General features: G+C 72.3%; 17 protein-coding genes. 12 read left to right on the top strand and 5 right to left on the bottom strand.

Going from position 1 to position 17,648, the window contains the following annotated elements:
• Positions 1 to 2 precede the first annotated feature (2 nt).
• Positions 3 to 428 carry a hypothetical protein gene (locus GQS52_RS13950; RefSeq protein WP_182313753.1) on the bottom strand — a complete coding sequence of 142 codons (426 nt, stop codon included), beginning with the start codon at positions 426 to 428 and terminating at the stop codon, positions 3 to 5.
• A 401-nt stretch (positions 429 to 829) separates the two neighbouring features.
• Between GQS52_RS13950 and GQS52_RS13955 the strand changes: the two genes are divergently transcribed.
• Entirely contained in the window at positions 830 to 2,176 is a 1,347-nt protein-coding gene (locus GQS52_RS13955) for a VanZ family protein (RefSeq protein ID WP_182313754.1), read from the top strand.
• A gap of 115 nt (positions 2,177 to 2,291) precedes the next feature.
• On the opposite strand, the gene GQS52_RS13960 is transcribed toward GQS52_RS13955, so the two are convergent.
• Positions 2,292 to 2,783: a hypothetical protein gene (locus GQS52_RS13960; protein ID WP_182313755.1), complete on the bottom strand. Its 492-nt coding sequence runs from the start codon at positions 2,781 to 2,783 to the stop codon at positions 2,292 to 2,294.
• Positions 2,780 to 3,199, bottom strand: coding sequence for a hypothetical protein (locus GQS52_RS13965; RefSeq protein WP_182313756.1), 420 nt, complete (start codon positions 3,197 to 3,199; stop codon positions 2,780 to 2,782). The genes GQS52_RS13960 and GQS52_RS13965 overlap by 4 nt, the downstream gene beginning before the upstream one ends.
• 184 nt (positions 3,200 to 3,383) lie before the next feature.
• On the opposite strand from GQS52_RS13965, the gene GQS52_RS13970 reads away from it, so the two are divergent.
• Together GQS52_RS13970 and GQS52_RS13975 are read left to right on the top strand one after the other, a co-directional pair.
• Positions 3,384 to 4,196, top strand: coding sequence for a helix-turn-helix transcriptional regulator (locus GQS52_RS13970; RefSeq protein ID WP_259370770.1), 813 nt, complete (start codon positions 3,384 to 3,386; stop codon positions 4,194 to 4,196).
• Positions 4,193 to 4,480, top strand: a complete 288-nt coding sequence (locus tag GQS52_RS13975; protein ID WP_182313757.1) for a DUF397 domain-containing protein — start codon at positions 4,193 to 4,195, stop codon at positions 4,478 to 4,480. Before GQS52_RS13970 ends, GQS52_RS13975 begins: the two co-directional genes overlap by 4 nt.
• Positions 4,481 to 4,576: 96 nt before the next feature.
• Here GQS52_RS13975 and leuE read toward each other — a convergent pair whose 3' ends face one another.
• A complete protein-coding gene (leuE, locus tag GQS52_RS13980; RefSeq protein WP_182313758.1) occupies positions 4,577 to 5,284 on the bottom strand; it encodes a leucine efflux protein LeuE in 708 nt (235 codons plus the stop codon).
• A 149-nt stretch (positions 5,285 to 5,433) separates the two neighbouring features.
• Here leuE and GQS52_RS13985 point away from each other — a divergent pair, with 149 nt between their 5' ends.
• The 3 genes from GQS52_RS13985 to GQS52_RS13995 all read left to right on the top strand — a co-directional run bounded on the left by GQS52_RS13985 (position 5,434) and on the right by GQS52_RS13995 (position 9,035).
• Positions 5,434 to 6,192 carry a MerR family transcriptional regulator gene (locus tag GQS52_RS13985; RefSeq protein ID WP_182313759.1) on the top strand — a complete coding sequence of 253 codons (759 nt, stop codon included), beginning with the start codon at positions 5,434 to 5,436 and terminating at the stop codon, positions 6,190 to 6,192.
• Positions 6,193 to 6,352: 160 nt separating this feature from the next.
• The gene (locus GQS52_RS13990; protein WP_182313760.1) at positions 6,353 to 7,072 is read left to right on the top strand and encodes a VTT domain-containing protein; all 720 of its coding nucleotides are present in this window, start codon (positions 6,353 to 6,355) and stop codon (positions 7,070 to 7,072) included.
• 322 nt (positions 7,073 to 7,394) lie between these two features.
• Entirely contained in the window at positions 7,395 to 9,035 is a 1,641-nt protein-coding gene (locus GQS52_RS13995) for a threonine/serine exporter family protein (RefSeq protein WP_259371119.1), read from the top strand.
• Positions 9,036 to 9,216: 181 nt separating this feature from the next.
• Here GQS52_RS13995 and GQS52_RS14000 read toward each other — a convergent pair whose 3' ends face one another.
• Positions 9,217 to 9,708: an inorganic diphosphatase gene (locus GQS52_RS14000; protein WP_182313762.1), complete on the bottom strand. Its 492-nt coding sequence runs from the start codon at positions 9,706 to 9,708 to the stop codon at positions 9,217 to 9,219.
• Between the two features lie 94 nt (positions 9,709 to 9,802).
• On the opposite strand from GQS52_RS14000, the gene dacB reads away from it, so the two are divergent.
• The 6 genes from dacB (at position 9,803) to folE (ending at position 17,635) form a co-directional block, all read left to right on the top strand.
• Positions 9,803 to 11,350, top strand: coding sequence for a D-alanyl-D-alanine carboxypeptidase/D-alanyl-D-alanine-endopeptidase (gene dacB, locus GQS52_RS14005; protein ID WP_182316440.1), 1,548 nt, complete (start codon positions 9,803 to 9,805; stop codon positions 11,348 to 11,350).
• Between the two features lie 151 nt (positions 11,351 to 11,501).
• The gene (locus GQS52_RS14010) at positions 11,502 to 12,647 is read left to right on the top strand and encodes a zinc-dependent metalloprotease (RefSeq protein ID WP_182313763.1); all 1,146 of its coding nucleotides are present in this window, start codon (positions 11,502 to 11,504) and stop codon (positions 12,645 to 12,647) included.
• Positions 12,648 to 12,838: 191 nt separating this feature from the next.
• On the top strand, positions 12,839 to 13,852 hold the full coding sequence (tilS, locus tag GQS52_RS14015) for a tRNA lysidine(34) synthetase TilS (protein WP_182313764.1): 1,014 nt from the start codon (positions 12,839 to 12,841) through the stop codon (positions 13,850 to 13,852).
• A 49-nt stretch (positions 13,853 to 13,901) separates the two neighbouring features.
• On the top strand, positions 13,902 to 14,456 hold the full coding sequence (gene hpt, locus GQS52_RS14020; RefSeq protein WP_182313765.1) for a hypoxanthine phosphoribosyltransferase: 555 nt from the start codon (positions 13,902 to 13,904) through the stop codon (positions 14,454 to 14,456).
• 265 nt (positions 14,457 to 14,721) lie between these two features.
• Positions 14,722 to 16,764 carry an ATP-dependent zinc metalloprotease FtsH gene (ftsH, locus tag GQS52_RS14025; protein WP_259371120.1) on the top strand — a complete coding sequence of 681 codons (2,043 nt, stop codon included), beginning with the start codon at positions 14,722 to 14,724 and terminating at the stop codon, positions 16,762 to 16,764.
• A 265-nt stretch (positions 16,765 to 17,029) separates the two neighbouring features.
• Positions 17,030 to 17,635, top strand: coding sequence for a GTP cyclohydrolase I FolE (gene folE, locus GQS52_RS14030; protein ID WP_182313766.1), 606 nt, complete (start codon positions 17,030 to 17,032; stop codon positions 17,633 to 17,635).
• The last annotated feature ends 13 nt before the right edge of the window (positions 17,636 to 17,648 follow it).

The following is a 17,648-nucleotide window of genomic DNA, read 5'->3' on the forward strand; positions in this document are numbered from 1 at the left end:
CCTCAGCTGATCGAGGTGAGGCAGAGGACGAACTTCTCCCGGTCCCACTGCTGGGCCAGGGCCGTGTCGGAGACGTTGGCGCAGGCGTTCAGGTCGAAGGTGTCGTCGACGACCTTGACCACCTTGTAGTTGGCGTCCTTGTCGCCGCACTCCTTGGTCTCGACGTCGGGGCTGTTCTCGCTCCCGGTCACCCGCACGCAGTCCCCGGCCTCGGCGTGCACGGGAGCGTTGAAGAAGTAGGAGATGCCGAACTTCACCGCGGTCGCCACGACGATCAGGACCACGAAGCTGAGGATCTTCCTGCCGATCCCCTTCTTCTTCGGCTGCTCCGGGGCCGGGGGCGGCACCGGGGGCCCGAAGGCACCGGCGAGCGGGGGGACCTGCTGGCCGTCGGGGGCCGGGCCGGTGGCGGGAGGGGGAACGGTCATGGTGCTTCCTCGAAGATCACAGTGATTCGAACGGATGCACGCTACTGGGCTTTCTCGGGCCCACCCGAAATCCATAGCAAAACAAGGACATTCGGTAGCCAAGTCGTGATCTGACGGCGCGTCCGCGCAATGGATCCGCAGGCGTGTGGAAGTCAGCCGGACTCAAGGTCCGCCAGAGCCTCGGCGGTCCGGAATACCCGTACCGCATGGTCGAGCATCTCCTGGGGGATTGGGCCCGCCTGTGCCTCGTGCTCCTGGAGCAACTCCTCGATTAATTCGCGACTCCGGCGGTCAGCTCCTGCTGAATCCCGGGAGGGGTCGGGCCGCACGCAACTGTGTGCGGCCCGTCCCCGTCTCTGGCTCCGTACCGTCGTCCGCCGCTCACCGTCGTCGAGGTATCCGTGATCCGCGCCATCGTCCAATCCCATCCCTGGCTCCTCCCCGTCTTCTTCCTGCTGGGCCTGGCCCTGGCCGCCGGCATGTTCTTCCTGGCGCGGCGCCTGGTCCTGCCCCGGGGCCCCGCGGTGCTGCTCGGCCTGGCTCTGGCCGCGGAGCTCACCGCCACCTTCTATCCCATGCACCCCGGCGCCGGAGCCCCGGGCGTGTGCACCCTCAATCGCGATCTGCTCACTCCGCTGACCGGCCAACAGGGATGGATGAACATCATCATGTTCATCCCCGTGGCCTTCTTCGCCGCCACCACCTTCCGCCGCCACGCCCTCCCCCTGGCCGGCAGCATCCTGCTCTCCGGCACCACCGAACTCCTCCAGGCGCTCACCCCCCACACCGGCCGCGCCTGCACATCCGAGGACGTGGTCGCCAACACCCTCGGCGCCGCCATCGGCGTCGGCCTGGCCGCCACGCTGCACCGGCTCCACAGCCGCCGCGCGCCGAAGACGACCGAGCCCACCCCGGTGTTCAGCCGGACCGACCTGGCCCGCAGCGGCACCGTGCTCGCCATCGGCGGCGCAGTGCTGACCCTGGCCGCCGTGGCCACCGTCACCCCGGTCTTTGCCGAGGTGGGCGAACTCACCCGCCCCAGCAGCGCCCAGCAGCAGGTCGCCGAGAAGACGGTCCGCACCTTTCTGGGCGAGGACGCGGCCATCACCGCCGTCCAGTACACCGAGGGCCCCCAGCCGGGCTCAGGTGATCTGATGATCACCCTCAAGAACAGTTTCCTGCAGCTCTCCTGGCCCGACCAGGAACGGATCAGCTGGTGGGCCAGCACCCCCGCCGCGCTCCCTGGAGTCCCGGAGCGGAAGGTCACCACCGATCAGGACGCCGTGCGCCAAGCCACCGCCTTCGTCCGCACCCACTTCCCCCGGATCCTGAAAGACGGCAGAACGACCGTCCACCCGACCGCCGATGATGCTCGGAGCCGCACCGTCGCCTGGCGCCAGCGCATCGACGGTGTCTTGATGCCACTGCGCATGGACGTCATCGTCGAGCCCGACGGCAAGATCTCCACGTTCCTGGTCCGGGACCAGAAGCCCCCGGCCGGGATCCCCGCGGTGAAGCTCGACAAGGAAGAAGCAGTTCAGGTTGCCGAAGAGCACACCCGGGGCCAGAAAATCACCGGGACGGAGCTGCTCGTCGAGAAGAACCGGCAGGGGAAGTGGGAAACGCGCTGGGCAGTCGACTACGCGGTCCCCGCGCCTCCCGAGAATGAATCCCCGAGCGAGACCGTCACCATCACCGTCCTTATCAACGCCACTACAGGGAAATACGTAGAAACCTCCCATGGGTGACGGCCCCGTTCCCGGGTGCAGTCACCGTCCTGCCGTGGTGCAGCCCGCAATGCGGCACGCAGGGCGGATTATCCTATTGGCGGGCAAACGGTAGGGAAGCGAGTGGTGCCGGCCCTCAACGGCTTGTGCGTGAAAGGTCCGCGCGGGAGTCGATCGGAGTCCAGTCGAACGGGCGGACAGGCAGCAGTGGGCGCGCGGACAGGGTGTAGAGCACGTCGTCGTCCGGCACCGGGAGGAGGTAGAGCCCTCCGGCGGACACCTCGTCCAGGGCCCTGGCCTGCTCGTCCCCGTCCTCCTGCCAGGTGCGCAGCACCGACGCCGGGTCGGGGGACGGCGAGGAACCCGGCCCGGCGGCCGGCGCCGCGTGCAGCGGCGCGCCGCGCAGCCACGGGGCGCCCGGCTCCGGGGTGAGCCGGGCGGCCAGCCGCCGCGCCTGGATGCGCATCCACCGCAGCGCCAGCTGGGGCGACCGCGCCCGGTACCCGGCCAGCAGCACCGCCCGGCACGGGCCCAGCGGGACGGCCGCGCACTCGCACCAGTAGCCGTCCCGCCCGAGTACGGCGGCGCGCCGGGCCGCGACGGGAACGCGCTCCCCTCCTCCCCTCACCGACGGCCCTCCGGACTGTGCAGCGCCTCGCACAGCACGGTGTGCAGCAGTGCCGGGTCGACGAAGGGCGCGCGCGGCGTTGGTGCGGAACGCCACGACAGCGGCCACGTCCGGCCGTCGAGGGCCGGCACGCCGACGTAGCCGACCCCCGTCCTGCCGCCGAGCCGCACCGCCCCCGGCGGCCAGCGGCGGGCGCAGGTCGTGCCGGGCGGCAGGAGGAAGTACAGCCGCCCGGCCTCCCGGGTCTCCCGCACGACGGGCCCCGGCTCGCCGCCGGACATCCCGGCCAGCGCGTCCGCGGCCTCCTCGGCCACCGGGCCCGACACGCACACGGCGTCGAAGTGCACCCCGGTACGACGCAGACAGTGCCCCTTCTCCGGCACCCACTCAGGACGGGAGAAAAGCTGTCGGGTCATCACATCGGGTCGTGTTTCACGATTCACGCTTCTTACCATTCCCCGCCGGACCTAGCCTGACCAGCGCACAAGGAGGTACGGGACGGGCGTGCGGTGGCGCGTCACCCGTGTGCGGCCCGTGCGGTCGGCGCCGTCCGTGCGGCCGACGCGACGGGAACGCCCGGCGAAGGGGGAGACGGAAGAAATGCGGGATCACGACGGCAGGTCGGTCGGCCTGGCCATCTTCGGAATGCAGTCGCGCGCACTGCGCGAGCGGCTGGGCATGACCCAGGCCGAACTGGCCGGGCACATCGGCTACTCGGAGTCCCTGGTCCGCATGGTCGAGCGCGGCGAACGCAAGCCGAGACCCGACTACGTCGAGAGGGTCGACAAGGCCCTCCGGGCCCAGGGCGTCCTCATCGCCGCAACCCCGTTCCTGCGCCAGGACCGGTACCCGCCGTGGTTCATCGAGTACGTGGAGACGGAGGCAAACGCCGTCAGCCTGTACAAGTACGACACCCATGTGGTGCCAGGGCTTCTCCAGACGGAGGAATACGCACGAGCCGTCTTCTCCGCTCATTGCCCTGCCCTGGACGACGAAGAGGTTGAAAGCAGCGTCCTGGCTCGCCTTGAGCGGCAGGTACTGCTGACTCGCAAACCCGCACCCACCGTGGGGTTCGTTGTCGAGGAATGGGTGCTCCGCCGTCCCATCGGCGGAAAAGGGGTCCTGAAGTCACAACTGCATCGGTTGCTGAAGTGCATGGCGATGCGGAACGTAACAATTCAGGTCATGCCGATGGGGTGTGAGGCACACGCAGGGTTCGACGGTCCGATGACCTTGTTGGAGACGCCCGAGGCGCGCAGGCTGGGATATGTGGAAGGGCAGGGCGTAAGCACCTTCGTCACCAAGGAGACGGAAGTCAGCGTTCTTGAGCGGCGGTATGGAATCATCCGCACGCAAGCCCTCACGACAGAGGACTCCGCACGTCTCATCGAGTGTCTGGCAGGGGAGCTATGAGCACCGAGCAGATCGAACGCGGTACCGCTGATCTTGCGTGGTTCAAGAGCAGCTACAGCGGTAGCCAGGGCGGTGATTGCGTCGAGGTCGCGGTCGAGTGGCGCAAGAGCAGCCACAGCGGCAGCGAAGGCGGCGAATGCGTCGAGGTCGCTGCGTGTCCGGGGACGGTGCACGTACGGGACTCGAAGGACCGGGGCGGTCCGGTGCTGTCGTTCTCGCCCGAGGAGTGGGCGGCGTTCGTCGGTTTCACGCGGGAGCAGCAGGCAGGGGCCGGCGGCGCCTGAGGCCGCACGGCACGGCACAGCGCCGCACGATACGGCCCGACGCGGCACGGCGGGGGCGGGACACCGGATGCACCGGTGTCCCGCCCCCGCCGTCGTTCAGCCGGCCGAGGCGACGGACAGCTTGGCGGCGAAGCCGAGGAAGAGGGCGCCCGCGCCGGAGGTGAGGCCGGCCGACAGGCGGCGTCGGCGGCGGAACTGGGCGGCCAGGTAGGTGCCGGCCAGGATCAGCGTGCTCAGGTAGCAGAAGCTGAAGAACTGCAGGATGCCGCCGAGCAGCAGGAACGACAGTGCCTGGTGCGGGTAGGCCGGGTCCACGAACTGCACGAAGAAGGAGATGACGAACAGGATCGCCTTCGGGTTGAGCAGGCTGATGGTCAGCGCCTTGCGGAACGGCCGCTCGCCCGGGACGGCGGCCCCCGGCCCGGTGGCGGCCGCCGTGCCCGAGGCGTCCGCGGCCGCGTCGGCCGCCGCCTCCGCGACGGCCCCGGCCGGTTCGTGGCGGGCGCGCCACATGGTGGCGGCGGAGCGCAGCATGCCGATCGCGATCCACGCCAGGTAGGCCGCGCCCGCGTACTTGACCACGGCGAACAGCATCGCGTTGGTCTGGAGCAGCGAGGCGGCCCCGGCCGCGGCCAGGGTCATCAGCACGGTGTCGCCGCACAGCACGCCGAACGCCGCCCGGTAGCCGGCGCGGACGCCGCCGCGGGCCGCCACGGACAGGGCGTACAGCGAGTTGGGGCCCGGTAGCAGGACGATCAGCACGGTGCCGATCACATACGTCGAAAGGTCGTTCACTCCCAGCACGCGCACAGTGTCGCACCGGGCTTGCACCTGCCGTCGCGTGAGGTCGCACAGTGGACTGCGCAAGCGCCCGGAGCGGCGCCCGGGGGCCGCCCTTGCGGGCCCCGGGGCCCGCCGCCGCGGGCGGTGTCCGAGCAGGGAGGAGGGGAGCCGTGGGCTACTCGGTGGGACAGGTCGCGGAGTTCGCCGGGGTGACCGTGCGGGCGCTGCACCACTACGACGCGATCGGTCTGCTGTCGCCCGGCGGCCGCAGCGCGGCCGGGCACCGGCGGTACGACGACGCCGACCTCGACCGGCTGCAGCAGATCCTGTTCTACCGGGAGCTCGGCTTCCCCCTCGACGAGGTCGCGGCGATCCTCGACGACCCGGACGCGGACCCGGTGGCGCACCTGCGCCGGCAGCACGAGCTGCTCACCGGCCGCATAGCCCGGCTCACGGAGATGGCCGAGGCCGTCGAACACGCCATGGAGGCGAGACGCATGGGAATCAACCTCACGCCCGAGGAGAAGTTCGAGGTCTTCGGGGACTTCGACCCCGAGGAGCACGCCGGGGAGGCGGAGCGGCGCTGGGGCGGCACCGACGCCTGGAGGCAGTCGCAGGCCCGCGCCGCCCGCCGCACCAAGGAGGACTGGCTGCGGATCAAGGAGGAGTCCGAGGACTGGAACCGCAGGTACGCGGAGCTGATGGATGCGGGGGAGTCGGCCGACGGCGAGCGGGCCGCGGCCCTGGCCGAGGAGCACCGCCTGCACATCTGCGGCTGGTTCTACGACTGCCCGTACGAGATGCACGTCGCCCTGGGCGACATGTACGTCGCCGACCCGCGGTTCACCGCCACCTACGAGGCGGTCCGTCCCGGTATGGCGGCCCACCTGAGGGACGCGATCACGGCGAACGCGCTGCGCCGCCTGTAGCGGTTCCCGCCCGCCCGTTCGCGGTTCCGTGATAGGGGGAACGGAGGCCCGCCCGGGGACGTTGGTAGGTTGTTCTCTCCTGCGAACACCCTTACCACCGTGACCATCCCGCCGGCGGGCCCTGCGCTGCCCGGCACCGCGCACTAGGAGTCCAGGACCCGTGACCACCCTTGCACTGGGCCCGAGCTGGCTCGATCCCGACTACCTGATCCAGACGTTCGGGATGATCGGCATCCTGACGATCGTCTTCGCCGAGTCGGGCCTGCTGATCGGCTTCTTCCTGCCCGGTGACTCGCTGCTGTTCACCACCGGCCTCCTGGTGGCCGGCCAGGAGTACATCACCATGCCGCTGTGGCTGGTGTGCACCCTGATCGTCATCGCGGCGATCCTGGGCGACCAGGTCGGCTACCTCTTCGGCCGCAAGGTGGGCCCGGCGCTGTTCAGGCGCCCGGACTCCAAGTTCTTCAAGCAGGAGAACGTCGAGAAGGCGCACGAGTTCTTCGAGCGGCACGGCGCCAAGTCGATCGTGCTGGCCCGCTTCGTGCCGATCGTGCGCACCTTCACCCCGATCATCGCCGGGGTGAGCAGGATGAACTACCGCACGTTCATCACCTACAACCTCGTCGGCGGCGTCCTGTGGGGCGCGGGCGTCACGGTGCTGGGCTACTTCCTCGGGCAGATCGCCTTCGTGCGCGAGCACATCGAGGCGATCCTGATCGGCATCATCTTCGTCTCCGTCCTCCCGGTGGTCTTCGAGCTCCTGCGGGCCCGCAAGGGCAGCAAGGGCAACAAGGCCGCGCCGGGCGGCACGCCGGGCGGACAGGGCGGGCCGGGCGACCGGCCCGGCGGCACCGAGCGCGGGCGCCACGCCAGGCGCTGAACGCTTCCCGGGCCCGCGGGGGCCCGGAAACCCCGCGAACGGGGAACGAGCACACCGCGGCCGGTGCGGCCGCCGCCACGGGCGGCGGACCGCACCGGCCGTTCCCCGTTCAGGGCATGTCCTCCCGAGGTCGGGGCACACGACGGGTCGGTCGTGCATCGTTGGGGGAAGGACGACCCGTCCGTGTCCCCGCCCGGCCGGCGGCACGGCGGGGGCAGGCTTTCAGGAACCCAGGGAGAACGAAGAAGTGGCGGATCCCGGACGGAGCGCCGAGCGGCCCGGCAGGGCCCTTGAGGACAGCACCCCCGAGGAGGGGAAGCCGCTGTCCGACGAGGCGCACTCCGCGTTCACCCCGCCGTTGGGCGTCCCGCTCCCGCCGCCCCCCGAACCGGCGGCGCCGGCCTCGGAGTTCACCCCGCCCGCGGGCGTCCCCGCGCCGTCGCAGGCCCCGGAGGAGCCCGAGGGGTCGGCCTTCGCCCCGCCGGGCGGCAGGGCGCCGGCCGCGGACCACGGCTTCGCCGCGGGCTTCACCCCGCCCACCGGCATCCCCCTGGTCCGGTTCGACAAGGAGTCGCCCTGGCCGGACCGGATGCGGGCGCTGGTGCGCATGCCGGTGGCCGAGCGGCCGGTCCCGGAGCGGGCCGAGAAGCCGGAGGACGGCGCCGGTCCGTCCGTGCCGCGCGTGCTGGACCTGACCCTGCGCATCGGGGAGCTGCTGCTGGCCGGCGGCGAGGGCGCCGAGGACGTCGAGGCGGCGATGTTCGGCATCGCCCACGCCTACGGGCTGGCCCGCTGCGAGCCCAACGTCACCTTCACCCTGCTGTCGATGTCCTACCAGCCCTCCCTGGTGGACGACCCGGTGACCGCGAGCCGCACCGTGCGGCGGCGCGGCACCGACTACACGCGCCTGGCGGCCGTGTACCGGCTGATCGACGACATCACCAGCGGCGACGACCTCTCCCTGGAGGAGGCGTACGGCCGCCTCGCCGAGATCCGCCGCAACCGCCACCCCTACCCGGGCTGGGTGCTGACCGCCGCGGGCGGCCTGCTCGCCGGCGCGGCCAGTGTGCTGGTCCTGGGCGCCCGGCCCACGATCGCGGTCGTCTTCCTGGCCGCCGCCGTGGGCGCGATGCTCGGCGACCGGCTGGCCTGGCTGTTCGCCGGGCGCGGGCTGCCGGAGTTCTACCAGTTCGTGGCCGCCGCGATGCCGGCCGCCGCGATGGGCGTGGCGCTGACCCTCGCGCACGTCGGGGTGCCGGGGTCCGCGGTGATCACCGGCGGCCTGTACGCCCTGGTCCCGGGGCGGGCGCTGGTGGCGGCGGTGCAGGACGGCCTGACCGGTTTCTACATCACGGCCTCCGCGCGCCTGCTGGAGGTCGGCTACCTGGTCGTCGGCATCGTGTGCGGGGTGCTGCTGGTCCTCTACGGCGGGGTGCAGCTGGGCGCGCCCCTCAAACCGGAGCAGGCGGTGACGGGGGCGGAGTCCCCGCTGGTGAAGCTGCTGGCCGCGATGACACTGTCCCTGGCCTTCGGGGTGATGCTCCAGCAGGAGCGCCGCACGCTGCTCGCCGCCACGCTCAACGGCGGCGTCGCCTGGGCGGTCTTCGGCGCCATGCACCTGCAGGGCGGCATCTCCCCGGTGATCAGCACCACCGCGGCGGCCGGCCTGGTCGGCCTCTTCGGACAGCTGCTGTCGCGGTACCGCTTCTCGTCCGCGCTGCCGTACCTGACGGCGGCCATCGGCCCGCTGCTGCCCGGTAGCGCGATCTACTACGGGCTGCTCGGCTTCGCCCAGGGCGACACCGACGCCGCGTTCGGCTCGCTGACCAAGGCCGCGGCCCTGGCCCTGGCCATCGCCATCGGGGTGAACCTCGGCGGCGAGATCGCCCGGCTGTTCATGCGGGTGCCCGGTGCCGGGGACCCGGCCCAGCGGCGCGCCGCCAAGCGCACCCGCGGCTTCTGACCCGCGGCGCCCGACACCCGACACACGGCGCCCGACACACGGCGCACGGCGCCCCGCACACGGCGGCGCCCCGTCCGGACCCCGGGGCCCGGACGGGGCGCCGCCGTACGTCGTGCGCGGGCCCCGTCGGCCGCCGGCGTCCGCGCCGGTGACCGACGGGGCCCGCGGGCACCCGTCCGGCTCAGTGGCCGCCGGCGTCCTTGAAGCGCTTGTAGGACGCCTCGATCTCGGCCTCGGCCTCGGCGCGGCCGACCCAGTCGGCGCCCTCGACGGACTTGCCGGGCTCCAGGTCCTTGTAGACCTCGAAGAAGTGCTGGATCTCCAGTCGGTCGAACTCCGACACGTGGTGGATGTCGCGCAGGTGCTCCACCCGCGGGTCGGACGCCGGGACGCACAGCAGCTTGTCGTCGCCGCCGGCCTCGTCGGTCATCCGGAACATGCCGATGGCGCGGCAGGTGATGAGGCAGCCGGGGAAGGTCGGCTCGTCGAGGATGACCAGGGCGTCCAGCGGGTCGCCGTCCTCGCCCAGGGTGTCCTCGACGAAGCCGTAGTCGGCGGGGTAGCTGGTCGAGGTGAAGAGCCTGCGGTCCAGACGGATGCGACCGGTCTTGTGGTCGACCTCGTACTTGTTCCGCGAACCCTTCGGGATCTCGATGGTGACGTCGAACTCCAAGGCTCCTCCAAGATCAACACAGGCGTGTGGTGATTAAGTGTCTCCCACGCAAGGATGTGCTGGCGAAAGGGGCTGGTCCGCGGTGAACGGAGCGATGTGGTTCCGCCGGGCGTCCACGGGGCGGCTGGCAGCGGTGTCCGCCGCGACCGGCCTGGTCCTGGCGCTCACGGCGGTGGCCGCGGCCGGGCCGTGGGAGTCGGGCCGGCGCACGGCGGAGCGGGCCCGCGCCGAGGCCCTGGACCGCGACCCGGGACGGGCCCCCGACGCCGCCCACCGGCTCGCCCCCTACGTGCTGGAGCCCCTGGGCGCCCCCGCGGAGGAAGACCAGGAGGCCGCGGGCAGGAGCGGCGGGCGGCGGGGCGCCGCCACGATCCCGGTGCCCACCCGGCAGGGCCTCACCGACGCGCTCGGCCCCCTGCTGGAGGACCCCGACCTCGGCCCGGACAGCAGCGCCGCAGTGATCGACGCCACTACCGGCGAACTCCTCTACGGCGCCCGCGAGAGCGTGCGGACCACCCCCGCCTCCACGGTCAAGATCGCCACGGCCGCGGCCGTGCTGGAGGTCCTGGGCCCCCAGTACCGCATCCCCACCACCGTCGTGGCCGGCGCGAAGCCCGGGCGGATCGTCCTGGTCGGGGGCGGGGACCCGACCCTGACCGCCCGCGGCAGGGGGAACGGGGACGACGAGTCGGCCCCCGCCTCGCTGCGCACCCTCGCCCGGAACACCGCCCGGGCCCTGAAGGGCGCGGGCGCCGCGGGCACCGGCGGGAACGGCGGGCCCGGCGGCGCTCCGAAGGTCACTCTGGCCTACGACACCTCCCGTTTCACCGGGCCCTCCCTGCACCCCATCGGGGTCAACGACAACATCGCCCGGGTCACCGCCCTCATGGCCGACCAGGGCCGGGTCGACCCGGAGACCACCGGCCACGCGCCCCGCGTCGCCGACCCCGCCGCCTCCGCCGCCCGGACCTTCGCCGACCTGCTCCGCGAGGAGGGCGTCGAGGTCGACGGCGAGCCGAGGCCCGGACGGGCCCCGGTGGGCGGCGAGGGCCGCCTCGCCGAGGTCCGCTCCCAGCCGCTGTCCACGCTGGTCGAGCACATGCTCCTGCACAGCGACAACGACGTCGCCGAGGCCCTGGCCCGCCACACCGCCCTGGCCTCCGGCCGCCCGGGGAGCTTCGAGGGCGCGGGCGACGCCGTCGAGGCCGCCCTGCGCGGGGCCGGCGTCGACCTCGACGGCGCGGTGATCGCCGACGGCAGCGGACTGGACCGCGCCGACGACGTCTCCGCGGGCTTCCTCGCGTCCGTGCTCGCCCTCGCCGCGGACCCCGGCCGCCCCGGGCTGCGCCCGGTCCTGACCGGCCTGCCGGTCGCCGGGTTCTCCGGCACCCTGAGGAACCGCTTCGGGGACGACGAGGAGAAGGCCGCGGGCCGCGCCTCGCAGGCCGCCGGGCTGGTCCGGGCCAAGACCGGCACGCTCACCGGCGTCAACACCCTCGCCGGGACCGTCGTGGACGCCGACGGGCGGCTGCTGGCCTTCGCGTTCATGACCCGCGGCACCACGGACCCGGTCGGCGCGCAGGCCGCCCTCGACCGCCTCGCCTCGGCCCTGGCCAACTGCGGCTGCCGCCTGGCCGCCTGACCCCCGCCGCCCGATCCCGCCGCAGGCCACGCCGCGGGCCACGCCGCCGGGCCCCGCGGGACGCGCGCCGGGCCCGGCCGGCGGGCCGCCGCGGGGCCCGGCGGGCCGGTACCGCCTCCCGGAAGGCCCGCGGGGCACGTACGGTGAAGCCATGACGAGCTTCGGTGGAGCCCAGACGGTCGACTGGAACCTCGCGGCGTCGACCGCGGTCAGACTGGTCCGGCCCGGGCCGGAGGTCAGCCGCGACGAGGCCCGGGCCGTCGTCGCCGAGCTGCGGCGGCACGCGACGGCCTCCGAGCGCCACGTGCGGGAGTACACGGCCATGGGCTCCCCGGACGGCGACGGGGGCGGCACCCCGGTCCTCGTCGTCGACCGGCCGGGCTGGATCAGGGCCAACGTCGCGGGGTTCCGCACCCTCCTGACGCCGCTGACCGACAAGCTGCAGCAGCGCCGTGCGGACATGCCCGGCAGCTCCGTCCTGGGACCGGTCAGCGGCAAGGTCGCCGGCGCCGAGGTCGGCGTGCTCCTGTCCTTCCTGTCCTCCAAGGTCCTGGGCCAGTACGAGACCTTCGCCCCGGCCGCCCGGGACCTGCCGGCGGGGCCGGCCGAACCCGGCCCCGGGGGCCCCGGGACCGGCCGGCTGCTGCTGGTCGCCCCCAACATCGTCCACGTCGAGCGCGAACTGGACGTGGACCCGCACGACTTCCGCCTGTGGGTCTGCCTCCACGAGGAGACCCACCGCACCCAGTTCACCGCCGTGCCCTGGCTGCGCGACCACCTGGAGAGCGAGATCCAGGGGTTCCTCGCCGAGACCGACGTCGACCCCGGCACGCTCTTCGAGCGGTTCCGCGAGGCCGCCCAGACCTTCGTCGGCGCGGGCCGCGACCGGGAGGCGGGCGGCGCCGAGCCGGCCCGCAGCCTCGTCGAGATCGTCCAGAGCCCCGCGCAGCGCGAGATCCTGGCCCGCGTCACCGCCGTGATGTCCCTGCTGGAGGGCCACGCCGACTACGTCATGGACGGGGTCGGCCCCTCGGTGGTGCCCTCGGTCGCCGAGATCCGGGAGAAGTTCGCCAAGCGCCGCGAGGCCGGGGCCGGGCGGCTGGACGCCGTGCTGCGCAGGCTCCTCGGGCTCGACGCCAAGCTGCGCCAGTACCGCGACGGCGAGCGGTTCGTGAGGGCCGTGGTGGAACAGGTCGGCATGGAGGGCTTCAACCGGGTGTGGACCTCTCCGAACACCCTCCCGACCAAGGCGGAGATCGCCGCGCCCGCCGACTGGATCGCACGCGTGCACGGCTAGTCGCACGAACGGGCGTAACGGTGCGCGGAAGGGGGCTTCGGCCACACGGGCGAGGGCCGTACGGACCCATACATCACCCTTCCGAGGGACCGTGCGGGAAGGGTGGGCGTGCGATGCTCGGGTACTCCCCGAATTCTGTCACGATCTAACTACCCTCCGTGCGCACCGGCTCCTGAAGGAGTGATCGAAACATGGGTCCCCATCCCGCGGTCGCGGCGATACGCCTGGCCGTCCGCCGCGCCCTCGCCGACGTCCTGGACTCCCTGCCCCCGCGCAGCAGCGCCGAGCCCCCGCCCCTGGTCCTGGCCGCAGTCAGCGGCGGAGCCGACTCCATGGCGCTCGCCAGCGCCCTCGCCTTCGAGGCGCCCAAGCTCGGGATCCGCGCCGGCGCCGTCACCGTCGACCACGGCCTGCAGGACGGCTCCGCCGACCGCGCGGAGGGCGTCGCCGCCCGCCTGCGCACCCTCGGCCTCGACCCGGTCGACGTGGCCGGCGTCACCGTCGGCCGCCGCGGCGGCCCCGAGGCCGCCGCCCGCGACGCCCGCTACGAGGCCCTCTCGGCCTCCGCCCGCAGCCACGGCGCCTGCAGCGTCCTCCTCGGCCACACCCGCGACGACCAGGCGGAGACCGTCCTGCTGGGCCTGGCCCGCGGCTCCGGCACCCGCTCGCTCTCCGGAATGCCCGCGGTCAACGGCCTGTACCGCCGCCCGTTCCTCCTCCTGGACCGCGACAGCACCCGCAAGGCCTGCCACGTCCAAGGCCTCGACGTGTGGGAGGACCCGCACAACCGCGACCCCGCCTACACCCGGGCCCGGGTGCGGCACGAGGCCCTGCCGGTCCTGGAGAAGTCCCTCGGCAAGGGCGTCGTGGAGGCCCTCGCCCGCACCGCGCAGCTGTTCCGGGACGACGCCGACGCCCTCGACACCTGGGCGGCCAGCGCCGAGCAGGACGTCAGGGACGCGGACGGCGCCCTGGACACCCGCCGGCTGGACAGCCTGCCCAGCGCGGTCCGCCGCCGCGTCCTGCGCCGGGCCGCCATAGCGGCGGGCAGCCCGGCCGGCTCGCTCTTCGCCCGCCACGTCGAGGAGGTCGACCGGCTGGTCACCGGCTGGCGCGGCCAGGGGCCGCTCAACCTGCCGGGCGGCGTGGAGGCCCGCCGCACGTGTGGGAGGCTGTTGTTCAGGCGCGCCGGCGGCGAAGGATGAACCGCGGGCGCCGCCGGGAGCCGGATCCGACCTGGTAGGAAGTAGCGCGGTGGACGAGAAGGACATGGGTACCGACCTCGAGAAGGTGCTCATCACCAAGGAAGAGATCGACGCCAAACTGGCCGAGCTGGCGGCGCGGATCGACCGGGACTACGCGGGCAAGGACCTGCTGATCGTCGGCGTCCTCAAGGGCGCCGTGATGGTCATGGCCGACCTGGCCCGGGCCCTCGGCTCGCACGTGACCATGGACTGGATGGCGGTCTCCTCCTACGGCGCGGGCACCAAGTCCTCCGGCGTGGTCCGCATCCTCAAGGACCTGGACACCGACATCGCCGGCCGCGACGTCCTCATCGTCGAGGACATCATCGACTCCGGCCTGACCCTGTCCTGGCTGCTGAGCAACCTGCGCTCGCGCCGCCCCGCCTCGCTGAACGTGTGCACGCTGCTGCGCAAGCCGGAGGCGGCCAAGGTCGACATCGACGTCGCCTACGTCGGCTTCGACATCCCCAACGAGTTCGTCGTCGGCTACGGGCTGGACTTCGCCGAGAAGTACCGCAACCTGCCCTTCGTCGGCACCCTCGCGCCGCACGTCTACGGGGGCTGACCCCCCTCCGCGCCCCCTTCGCCGCCCTCCCGCGCCCCGACGGGGGAAATCGGGGACGAATCGGGTGGCGGATCGGGGAACGACCGGAGCCCGTGCGGCGTTGCAGGGTGGTAACCGAGTTTGTTAACGGTCCTCCACGCCTGCGGGCGACAATGCTGGGGTACCGTCCGAAGGTCGGGTCATACCAACAGGACGCACAGGCGGCACCCCGCCGCCGGTGCTCTCAATCTGGCAGGAGGGACGGGGCGCCGTGCGCCCCGCATGGATGGACGTCAAGCGCTACTTCCGTGGGCCGGTCATGTGGATCGTGCTGGCCGTCCTCGCCGTGGTCGTGTTGATGCAGGTCGTCGGCTCCTCGGGCGGCTACAAGACCGTCGACACCGGTGAGGTCGTCCAGGCGATCAACAACAACCAGGTCCAGTCCGCCCAGCTGACGACCGGCGAGGAACAGACCGTCAAGGTCCAGCTGAAGGACGGCGTCAAGGTCGACGGAGCCACCAAGATCCAGGCTTCGTACATCGGCGACCAGGGCGTCGAGATCGCCAAGAACCTGCAGGCCAAGTACGAGGGGAAGGACATCCCCGACTCGTACACGGTCTCGCCGACCCAGCAGAACGCCTTCGTCAGCATCCTGCTGTCGCTGCTGCCCTTCGTCCTGATCGTCGTCGTCTTCCTGTTCCTGATGAACCAGATGCAGGGCGGCGGCTCCCGGGTCATGAACTTCGGGAAGTCCAAGGCGAAGCTGCTCACCAAGGACACCCCGAAGACGACCTTCGCCGACGTGGCGGGGGCCGACGAGGCCGTCGAGGAGCTCCACGAGATCAAGGAGTTCCTCCAGGAGCCGGCCAAGTTCCAGGCCGTCGGCGCCAAGATCCCCAAGGGCGTGCTGCTGTACGGCCCGCCCGGAACCGGCAAGACCCTGCTCGCCCGCGCCGTCGCCGGCGAGGCCGGGGTGCCGTTCTACTCGATCTCCGGCTCCGACTTCGTCGAGATGTTCGTCGGTGTCGGCGCCTCCCGCGTCCGCGACCTGTTCGAGCAGGCCAAGGCCAACGCCCCGGCGATCGTCTTCGTCGACGAGATCGACGCCGTCGGCCGGCACCGCGGCGCGGGCCTCGGCGGCGGCCACGACGAGCGCGAGCAGACCCTGAACCAGCTGCTCGTCGAGATGGACGGCTTCGACGTCAAGGGCGGCGTGATCCTCATCGCGGCCACCAACCGGCCCGACATCCTCGACCCGGCGCTGCTGCGCCCGGGCCGCTTCGACCGGCAGATCGCCGTCGAGCGCCCGGACATGCAGGGCCGCCTGGAGATCCTCAAGGTCCACCAGAAGGGCAAGCCGATCGCCCCGGACGTGGACCTGGCCGCGGTCGCCCGCCGCACCCCCGGCTTCACCGGCGCGGACCTGAACAACGTGCTGAACGAGGCGGCCCTGCTGACCGCCCGCTCGGACAAGAAGCTCATCGACAACCAGGTGCTGGACGAGGCGATCGACCGCGTCGTGGCCGGTCCGCAGAAGCGCACCCGGATCATGAGCGACAAGGAGAAGAAGATCACCGCGTACCACGAGGGCGGACACGCCCTGGTCGCGGCGGCCTCCCCCAACAGCGACCCGGTGCACAAGATCACCATCCTGTCCCGCGGCCGCGCCCTCGGCTACACCATGGTCCTGCCGGACGAGGACAAGTACTCGACCACCCGCAACGAGATGCTCGACCAGCTCGCCTACATGCTGGGCGGGCGCGCGGCGGAGGAACTGGTCTTCCACGACCCGACCACCGGCGCGGCCAACGACATCGAGAAGGCGACCGCCACCGCGCGGGCCATGGTCACCCAGTACGGCATGACCGAGCGCCTGGGCGCGATCAAGTTCGGCTCCGACAACTCCGAGCCCTTCCTGGGACGCGAGATGTCCCACCAGAGGGACTACTCGGAGGAGGTCGCCGGCCTGGTCGACGAAGAGGTCAAGAAGCTCATCGAGAACGCGCACAACGAGGCCTGGGAGATCCTGGTCGAGAACCGCGACGTGCTCGACAACCTCGTCCTGGCGCTCCTGGAGAAGGAGACGCTCAACAAGGAGGAGGTCGCCGAGATCTTCAAGTCGATCGTCAAGCGCCCGCCGCGCCCGGCGTGGACCGGCTCCTCCCGGCGCACCCCCTCCACCCGGCCCCCGGTGCTCTCCCCCAAGGAGCTGGCCCTGGCCAACGGCCAGAGCCTCCCCGGGCCCACGGTGACCACCACGCTCGGCAAGGCCGACTCCGCGGCCGACCCGGTCGAGGAGCCCCGCGAGCCCCGCACCGACGAGAACTGACAGCACCTGGCAGTACCTGGCAGCACCTGGCAGTACGTCCGGGCCCGACCCGGAATGGATGCCGCATTCCCCGCGCTCTAGCCTGTGGGAATGCGGCATCCGGCGTGTCCGGGCCGGAACGGCTCCGCCCGGGACCGTCCGGAACCGGCTCCGCCCGGAACCGGGCGCCCGCAACGTCCCACCGGGTCCCGGGAGGCCGCCGCACCCGACGGCCGACGGCCCGTCCACCCGCACGAGCATCCATCGCCACTGAAACGAGCAGCACATGATCGATCCGGTGAGTCTGGACGGCCCCGCGGCCGTCGGCGAGTTCGACGAGAAGCGGGCGGAGAACGCCGTCCGGGAACTGCTGATCGCGGTCGGCGAGGACCCCGACCGCGAGGGGCTGCGGGAGACCCCGGCCCGCGTGGCCCGCGCCTACCGGGAGATATTCGCCGGCATGTGGCAGCAGCCGGAGGACGTGCTGACCACGACCTTCGACCTCGGCCACGACGAGATGGTGCTGGTCAAGGACATCGAGCTGGTCAGCCAGTGCGAGCACCACCTGGTGCCCTTCACCGGCGTCGCCCACGTCGGCTACATCCCCTCCGCCGACGGCAAGATCACCGGCCTGTCCAAGCTGGCCCGGCTGGTCGACGTCTTCGCCCGCCGCCCCCAGGTGCAGGAGCGCCTCACCACGCAGGTCGCCGACTCGCTGATGCGGATCCTGGAGCCGCGCGGCGTGATCGTGGTCGTCGAGTGCGAGCACATGTGCATGTCGATGCGCGGCATCCGCAAGCCCGGCGCGAAGACCACCACCTCCGCCGTCCGGGGCCAGCTGCGGGACCCGGCCACCCGCTCGGAGGCCATGAGCCTGATTCTCGCCCGCTGACCCGCGCGTCCTA

The organism is Streptomyces sp. SCUT-3 (genome assembly GCF_014083985.1).
GTDB classification, from domain to species: domain Bacteria; phylum Actinomycetota; class Actinomycetes; order Streptomycetales; family Streptomycetaceae; genus Streptomyces_H; species Streptomyces_H thermolineatus.

Coding starts and splice junctions, on each gene's coding strand:
- GQS52_RS13950 (WP_182313753.1), bottom strand. CDS start 428: ATGACCGTTCCCCCTCCCGCCACCGGCCCGGCCCCCGACGGCCAGCAG.
- GQS52_RS14010 (WP_182313763.1), top strand. CDS start 11,502: ATGACGAGCTTCGGTGGAGCCCAGACGGTCGACTGGAACCTCGCGGCG.
- GQS52_RS13965 (WP_182313756.1), bottom strand. CDS start 3,199: ATGACCCGACAGCTTTTCTCCCGTCCTGAGTGGGTGCCGGAGAAGGGG.
- dacB (WP_182316440.1), top strand. CDS start 9,803: ATGTGGTTCCGCCGGGCGTCCACGGGGCGGCTGGCAGCGGTGTCCGCC.
- tilS (WP_182313764.1), top strand. CDS start 12,839: ATGGGTCCCCATCCCGCGGTCGCGGCGATACGCCTGGCCGTCCGCCGC.
- GQS52_RS13970 (WP_259370770.1), top strand. CDS start 3,384: ATGCGGGATCACGACGGCAGGTCGGTCGGCCTGGCCATCTTCGGAATG.
- ftsH (WP_259371120.1), top strand. CDS start 14,722: ATGGACGTCAAGCGCTACTTCCGTGGGCCGGTCATGTGGATCGTGCTG.
- folE (WP_182313766.1), top strand. CDS start 17,030: ATGATCGATCCGGTGAGTCTGGACGGCCCCGCGGCCGTCGGCGAGTTC.
- GQS52_RS13975 (WP_182313757.1), top strand. CDS start 4,193: ATGAGCACCGAGCAGATCGAACGCGGTACCGCTGATCTTGCGTGGTTC.